8 protein-coding genes are annotated in these 7,011 nt (G+C 50.0%); 6 read left to right on the top strand and 2 right to left on the bottom strand.

The window, feature by feature from the left end; all coding sequences use genetic code 11:
- Nucleotides 1-123: 123 nt before the first annotated feature.
- Nucleotides 124-690 carry a hypothetical protein gene (locus VF399_00440; GenBank protein ID HEX7318812.1) on the bottom strand — a complete coding sequence of 189 codons (567 nt, stop codon included), beginning with the start codon at nucleotides 688-690 and terminating at the stop codon, nucleotides 124-126.
- Between the two features lie 179 nt (nucleotides 691-869).
- Between VF399_00440 and VF399_00435 the strand changes: the two genes are divergently transcribed.
- The 6 genes from VF399_00435 to VF399_00410 all read left to right on the top strand — a co-directional run bounded on the left by VF399_00435 (nucleotide 870) and on the right by VF399_00410 (nucleotide 6,702).
- Nucleotides 870-2,822: an oligopeptide transporter, OPT family gene (locus tag VF399_00435; GenBank protein HEX7318811.1), complete on the top strand. Its 1,953-nt coding sequence runs from the start codon at nucleotides 870-872 to the stop codon at nucleotides 2,820-2,822.
- 216 nt (nucleotides 2,823-3,038) lie between these two features.
- Entirely contained in the window at nucleotides 3,039-3,347 is a 309-nt protein-coding gene (locus VF399_00430) for a hypothetical protein (GenBank protein ID HEX7318810.1), read from the top strand.
- Nucleotides 3,348-3,372: 25 nt separating this feature from the next.
- A complete protein-coding gene (locus VF399_00425) occupies nucleotides 3,373-4,086 on the top strand; it encodes a hypothetical protein (GenBank protein HEX7318809.1) in 714 nt (237 codons plus the stop codon).
- 70 nt (nucleotides 4,087-4,156) lie between these two features.
- A complete protein-coding gene (locus VF399_00420; GenBank protein HEX7318808.1) occupies nucleotides 4,157-4,840 on the top strand; it encodes an isochorismatase family protein in 684 nt (227 codons plus the stop codon).
- A 23-nt stretch (nucleotides 4,841-4,863) separates the two neighbouring features.
- Nucleotides 4,864-5,754 (top strand): NAD(P)/FAD-dependent oxidoreductase, encoded by an 891-nt coding sequence (locus VF399_00415; protein HEX7318807.1) that lies wholly within the window; start codon nucleotides 4,864-4,866, stop codon nucleotides 5,752-5,754.
- A gap of 3 nt (nucleotides 5,755-5,757) precedes the next feature.
- The gene (locus tag VF399_00410; protein ID HEX7318806.1) at nucleotides 5,758-6,702 is read left to right on the top strand and encodes a radical SAM protein; all 945 of its coding nucleotides are present in this window, start codon (nucleotides 5,758-5,760) and stop codon (nucleotides 6,700-6,702) included.
- Nucleotides 6,703-6,711: 9 nt separating this feature from the next.
- On the opposite strand, the gene VF399_00405 is transcribed toward VF399_00410, so the two are convergent.
- Nucleotides 6,712-7,011 carry a roadblock/LC7 domain-containing protein gene (locus tag VF399_00405; protein ID HEX7318805.1) on the bottom strand — a complete coding sequence of 100 codons (300 nt, stop codon included), beginning with the start codon at nucleotides 7,009-7,011 and terminating at the stop codon, nucleotides 6,712-6,714.

The following is a 7,011-nucleotide window of genomic DNA, read 5'->3' as shown; positions in this document are numbered from 1 at the left end:
GCGTTTAGAGTACAATACCTTCCGGCCGCATGGTTCCTTAAACGGTCTGACACCGGAGGCATTTAAAAGAGCATGGGAAGATCATCAAAAAACACCGGAAAGTCAACTTACGGTCTGTACAGTCTAAGGGGTAAGGTCAGTACCACTACCCTGGCTACGTCCCGCAGCATAGATGTTGCCATCAGCACCATAGACAATGGAATTGGCTTGATCATTTCCATTGCCTGGGCCATTGTACCGATAAATCCAATTTGTATCGCCAGTTTCTTTATTTAGACTGATAACTAATAAATCACGACTGGTACTGCTACCAGTACAATAGCCGGCTGCATAGATATTGTTGTCTGTGCCATAGATTACTTTATTAGCTACGTCCATCCCATTTCCTGGTCCATTGTATCTATATATCCAATTTGTGTCACCAGTATCCTTATTTAGACTAATAACAATAAAGTCATCACCAGTTCCACTGCCTTGACTACGTCCAGCCGCATAGATATTTCCATCTGAACCATAGACAACGGAATTTGCAACATCTGTGGAATCTGTAGGACCATTATACTGGTAGACCCAACGCTCGGTCTGACTATAGGCTGGTTGACCAATGACCACGAATAGTGTAATGACTACAATAAAACTAATTTCAGATTTTATGGCAAACCTCCTTCTAAAATACTGATGGTTTTTCACAAAATTATACTTTTCACTTCCTCTTTGTCAAGAGTATATATTTAGAGAATGTCATAAAATGCTATTATACGGTTTCTTTAAATTCATCTCTATAATATTATTACCATTTCATTGACAATACCTGGGAAATATATAAAATAAAGAGTAATTATGTCTCATTGTCAAAAGGAGTTGTAGTTATGAAAAGCAGTTCAGAAAAAGACGAACAGCCAAAAGACCAATTTTGCGCTTATATAAAACCCGGGGAAAAGGTCGCGGAATTCACCCTGCGGGCGGTCGTGATCGGGATTATCCTGGCCGTCGTATTTGGACTGGCGAACGCCTATCTCGGTCTTAAAGTGGGCATGACAGTTTCCGCGTCGATCCCGGCCGCGGTGATATCAATGGCGCTGCTCAGGGGAGTGTTCAAGAAAGGGACTGTCCTTGAGAACAATATCGTACAAACCATCGGTTCTTCCGGCGAATCGCTGGCCGCGGGCATCGCCTTTACCATACCGGCTTTCTTCATGTGGAATTTTTTCCCGTCATCATGGTCGATCATTCTGATTTCAATACTGGGCGGGTTTCTGGGCATCCTCTTCATGATTCCTTTGCGGCGTTACCTGATCGTGCAGGAACATAAGGTGCTTCCCTATCCCGAAGGGACCGCCTGCGCGGAAATACTTGTAGCCGGCGATGTCGGCGGTGCTAAAGCCCAGACCGTCTTTCTCGGTGTCGGCATATCGGCCCTTTATAAGCTGTTGATGGCAGGGGCAAAATTATGGAAGGAAACTTCGGCGTGGCTCGTTACCGGCATCAAGGGTATGGAGATCAGTGCCGATCTTACTCCTGCCCTGCTGGGTGTCGGCTTCATAATCGGGCCCAGGATCGCATCCTATATGCTTGCCGGCGCGGTGGTCGGTTACCTGGTGCTCAGCCCGTTGATCGCGTTCATCGGCCAAAATCTTGCCGTGTCGATACCGCCGGCTCTCGACCCGATTTCTATGCTGACGCCGGCGGATATAAGGAGCTATTATATAAGGTATATTGGCGCCGGCGCGGTCGCCGTGGGCGGCATGATCAGCTTGATCAAGGCCTGCCCTGTGATCTACCGGTGTTTTAAGGTTGGATTCAAGGGCATGTCACGGGGACTGAAATTTCTACCCGATGCCACTGTGCCCAGAACCGACAAGGACCTGCCTATGCCCGTCGTCATTGCCGGTGCGGTCCTGGTCGCTCTTGCCATGCTCCTCATTCCGCAGACAAAGATCAACATCTTCGGCACTCTGATCGTCGTCGTGTTTAGCTTTTTCTTCGTCACCGTGGCATCACGAATCGTCGGTATTGTCGGCAGTTCATCCAGCCCGGTGTCGGGCATGACCATTGCCACGCTGCTCATTACCTGCCTTATCTTTCTGGCATTCGGCTGGGGTGGAATGTCCGGTATGATCGGCGTGATGTCAGTTGGCAGCGTGGTCTGCATCGCCATTTGCATGGCCGGTGACGCGTCGCAGGACCTTAAAACAGGATACCTTGTAGGCGCCACGCCCTTTTACCAGCAGATCGCTGAATTCATCGGTGTGCTCGCGCCCGCGCTGTTCATGGGCGGTGTCCTGATGCTGTTGAACAGAACGATGGTGATCGGTTCAGACAAACTGCCCGCGCCACAGGCTTCACTGATGTCGTTCGTGGTAAAAGGCGTCCTAACAGGGACGCTGCCGTGGACGTTCGTCGGCCTGGGTGTTCTTATCGGGATCGCGGTAGAGATCCTGGGCATCGCGGCGCTGCCGTTTGCCATCGGGTTGTACCTTCCCCTGTCGCTTTCGGTCCCGGTCATGACCGGAGCTGTTATTTACTGGGCACTGACAAAAACGGGAAAGAACATGCCGCCGCAGGCCGCCAAAGCGAGGGAAGCTAGCGGCATTCTTTACTCTTCGGGCCTCGTCGCCGGCGACGCGCTGACGAGCATCGTGATCGCTGCGATCTTTACCATACCTTTTCTGAAGAATCTGCAGGATAGACTGCCGGTCGCCGGTTGGCTTGGGCCTCTGGCCAGCGAGGGATCGGCACTGATCTTCGCGCTGCTCTGTGCATCCCTGGTGCTCGTTGCACGCGGCGGTGGTGGCAACGTCGGCGGCAAGAAAAAGCCATAGTCCGCTGTCATTGCGAGCGCTCTTTGTGCGAAGCAATCTCAGTCGTTGTGTCATTGCGAGCGCTCTTTGTGCGAAGCAATCTCAGATGTTATCTTAAATTTCGAGATTGCTTCGTCGTCCCTTCAGGACTCCTCGCAATGACATAAAAAGAATGGACTTCTCGCAATGACCTCTTAAAGATACTTGACTAATCGCATTTGATTTATATAATAATCCATGCCGATTGACAGTGGATGGAGAAAGCTGATACCGGAACAGATCAAGAACGCGCCTGACTATCCCGGTGTTTACGAACTATCGGACATTCTCCAGGATATCATCTACATCGGCGGTACGGAAAGTCTTGCTCGGACGATCGAGGGTTTTTACCAAAAACGTGATCCGGATTTTGCCATCACATCTTTCTTTCGCTTTCAAACCGCCCAGGACTTCGAAGCGGAAAGCAAGAAGCTGATCGACGAATATACGGTTAAGTATAACCGGTTGCCGATCATCAATCAGACGAAAAATCAAAAGGCTCAATAATCCTTACCCTTTCGGGAGAAAAATCATGAAAACAATCGGTATTGTATTCGGTCTAGCCGCATGTATCATGTCTTTAAATGCCAAAGAGATCAACACCTACAAAGATGTCCTGGGCACATGGCTATGCCAGACGCCTGATGGCGCCATCGCTCTGACTTTTAAATCGCAGAGCGAACTTGTTTTTGACGGCGAAGCGATCGCATACACGCTCGCCAACGGCATAGTCACGGTCGATGGCGAATACGGACCGGTCGATTATCCCGTTGCCCTCGGCCATGACACCCTCTTTGTCACGTTCCCGGATGGTTATCCATATCCTTTTGTCAAGGACAAAACTAAAACGCCCGAGAAACAATCCGCGCCCGGATCAAGCGGCGTCACTAAGTCACCTGAACTTATGAACAACTTCGCCGGGACCTGGATCAATTACACCACCAATACCGAAACCAGGATGTCCTTCGCGCCGGACGGAAATTATTACGAGTATTACGAAGCTTCATACAGCGGTGATTATACGGACGGCGGCGGGAACGACCAGGGCAGCTGGGGGAATGCCAACGCAAGCAACGCAGCTGGCAAATGGACCGCAAACGGCAGCCGCAGCAAGGGCGTGATAACGATCACGTACTCTGATGGTACGGAAAGACGGATCGAATACAGCGTTCATGTAGAGAACGGCGAAACCTACTGGAACGAATACTGGTTCAACGGCGCCCTGCACGGACGCCAGCGGGAATAGATATCCTCGCCGCCTTAAGAAACACAAACCACTCGACACCAGCGCCAAAAGATCGATCTCTAGCATGATCATGAATAAAGAACGATATTTTACAAAACACAACCTATCGGGGAAAGCCCGGAGCATGATACGACGGGCAGTGCCGTACCGGAAAAAACATCCCTTCTTATTCGATCCCGGATCCTCTGCCCTGCTGGTCATCGACATGCAGCGGTATTTTACCGATAGTAATTCGCATGCATTTCTGCCCAGCGCACCGGCGATCATCAAACCCGTCAAAAAGCTGATGGCGGTATTCCAAAAAAATAGAAGGCCGGTCATTATCACGCGGCACATCAATACCGGTAAGAACGCTAAAATGCTTAGCCGCTGGTGGAACGACATGATCACTGAAAAAAGTACCCTGAGCGCGCTGGCACCGGCACTTACGGTCGGCGCTACCGGACGCAGGATTCAGGTGATCACCAAGACCCAGTACGACGCATTCTACAGGACTGGCCTTTCGGGTATCTTAAGAAAAAAAAGAGTAAAACAGCTTGTGATCACCGGCGTGATGACTAACTTGTGCTGCGAAACAACGGCGCGTTCCGCTTTCGTTCGGGGATTCGAGGTCTTCTTCGCGGTCGATGCGACCGCGACTCAAAATGAGGATTTTCACATGGCCACGATTCGCAACCTGGCGCACGGTTTCGCCGTATGCGTACGCGCTGTAGAGATCATCGATGCCTTCATTTCCTTAAAGCGGAAAAGATGAAGCCCTTTCGCAACAATGGATCTATGCCCCGGATCGCAGTCATTGGCGGAGGACCCGCGGGCGCCGTTGCTGCGCTTCAATTACGGCGCCATGGTTTCGATCCGGTCCTCTTCGAGCGCAACAGGATCGGCGGCCTTGCTCTCAATGCCAACCGAATTGATAATTACCTGGGATTTCCCGATGGGATTTCAGGACTTAAACTGGCCGGATTAATAAGTGAACAACTCAGGCGCCACGCGGTAAAATTCGTTAGGGATGAAGTCTCCATGCTCGATCATTCGCGCGATCGCTTTATTCTTGAAACAAGCCGCCGACGCTATTTTTTTGACATCGTGGTTGCTGCCTCAGGCACCTATCCCCGACGCATGGACAAAGCTCTTTTTCACGGTGACGATAGTCGAGTAATATACGGGGTGCATCCCCTGCGTCATATCTCGGGCAGGACTGTCGCCGTTATCGGCGCCGGTGATGCTGCTTTTGATTATGCCTTATCCCTGCAGAAAAGGAATAATGTTTATATTCTTTCCCGAAGCGCAAGAGCCAAATGCCTGCCTGCTTTATGGCAGGCGGCCCTGCAAAGCCGCCGAGTTGTTTATTTGGGTGGTGTGTGTATCATGAAAATTGATATTAATAAAACAAGAGTTCTCATCAGATTGCGGCATTTTAACGATTTAATTAAAGTAAATTATATTGTTGCCGCCTTAGGCAGACTGCCTGATCTCGCCTATATGAAACCGCGATTGCTTGTTTTGAAAAAACAACTGATCCGCAAAAAAGTACTCTATGTTGTAGGCGATGCGAAAAATGGCCGGTACCGGCAGATCGCGATCGCAACCGGCAACGGCCTGCGCGCAGCCATGGAAATAAACAATAAATGGACGACAATGCGTAGACAACGTGACCGGAGGGTGTGATCAATGCGCGTGATCGCTAAAACCGGCAGTGACGACCTGGCCGTGGTATACTTAGCAAAAAAAAGTGCCGACAAGATCATAGAATTCGTTGAAGCCATACAGCCCCCGAGCCCCCGCGATAAGAAATGGGTATTGATCATATCCACGATGTATGGATGCCCGATCCAGTGTCCTTACTGCGACGCCGGAGGATCATATCACGGCATGCTTTCTGCCGAAGACATGCTGTTTCAAACTGATTATATGGTTGGCCACAGATATCCTGACAACCGCATACCGGCTGAAAAATTCAAGGTTCAGTTCGCGCGGATTGGCGAGCCGGCGCTCAACAACGCGGTCATTGATGTTCTGGAGCATCTTCCGGGCAGATATGAAGCTCCCGGGCTCATGCCTTGCGTTTCAACGATCGCGCCTGCCGGTCATAACCGTTTTTTCAAGCGGCTATTGTCAGTGAAAAAAAGCTTGTATGACGATCGTTTCCAGCTGCAGTTTTCCGTGCACACGACCGATATTGGATTGCGTAACTGGATGATTCCGGCAAAAAAATGGGAATTCAGAGATATCGCCGACTACGGTAACGATTTTTACTCCGAAGGAGGACGCAAGATCACGCTCAATTTTGCCTTAGCGGAAGGCATGCCCGTTGATCCCGACGTGCTGCGGCGATACTTTGATCCCCGGCATTTTATGATTAAGGTGACGCCCCTGAACCCAACCTCCAAAGCCGTAGCGAACAATATCCGGTCTTGTATAAGACCCGACAAGCAGGATTGCGTGATACTCGATGAATTGAGGAACGCGGGTTTTGACGTGCTGTTAAGTATCGGTGAATGGCAAGAAAATCAGATCGGCAGCAATTGCGGTCAGTATATTACTAATTACAGAAAGTCAAAACAAAAGATCCCCGACAGCTACACCTATCCCCTGATCGATCTCGAAAATAAATAAGAAGCGCTTTTAGATCTTATCGAACTTGATCTTTAGCAGGCCGAGGTTGGCATCCTTATTACCGATCGCAAAGATTATCCCATCGCCTTTCGCACGCGCGAAAAAAACCATATTAGGCGAATAAAGAATGATCGAACTGGCTTCGATCTTGAGACTTTTATTTATCTGGTTCATGATCCGTGCGGCCATGGCGCCGAATTTTTCCGGATCATAGCCCACTGCGAATTGGCTTTCCACGATGAACCCGTCCTTGCCGGCGACGCCGGCTCCCAGAACTTTGGGGATCTTTGTCAATTCCTGCAGTTTCAT

The sequence above is a fragment of the bacterium genome, from assembly GCA_036382775.1.
In the GTDB taxonomy this organism is placed as follows: Bacteria; Hydrothermota; Tepidihabitantia; order SM23-42; family JAOAFX01; genus DASVHD01.
Note: the sequence above shows the minus strand (reverse complement) of the source record. Positions and strands in the feature narration are given on the sequence as shown.

Bases quoted from the DNA above. Each gene is read 5' to 3' on its own strand.
- VF399_00435 (HEX7318811.1), top strand. From the start codon at position 870: ATGAAAAGCAGTTCAGAAAAAGACGAACAGCCAAAAGACCAATTTTGC.
- VF399_00430 (HEX7318810.1), top strand. From the start codon at position 3,039: ATGCCGATTGACAGTGGATGGAGAAAGCTGATACCGGAACAGATCAAG.
- VF399_00425 (HEX7318809.1), top strand. From the start codon at position 3,373: ATGAAAACAATCGGTATTGTATTCGGTCTAGCCGCATGTATCATGTCT.
- VF399_00420 (HEX7318808.1), top strand. From the start codon at position 4,157: ATGAATAAAGAACGATATTTTACAAAACACAACCTATCGGGGAAAGCC.
- VF399_00415 (HEX7318807.1), top strand. From the start codon at position 4,864: ATGCCCCGGATCGCAGTCATTGGCGGAGGACCCGCGGGCGCCGTTGCT.
- VF399_00410 (HEX7318806.1), top strand. From the start codon at position 5,758: ATGCGCGTGATCGCTAAAACCGGCAGTGACGACCTGGCCGTGGTATAC.
- VF399_00405 (HEX7318805.1), bottom strand. From the start codon at position 7,011: ATGAAACTGCAGGAATTGACAAAGATCCCCAAAGTTCTGGGAGCCGGC.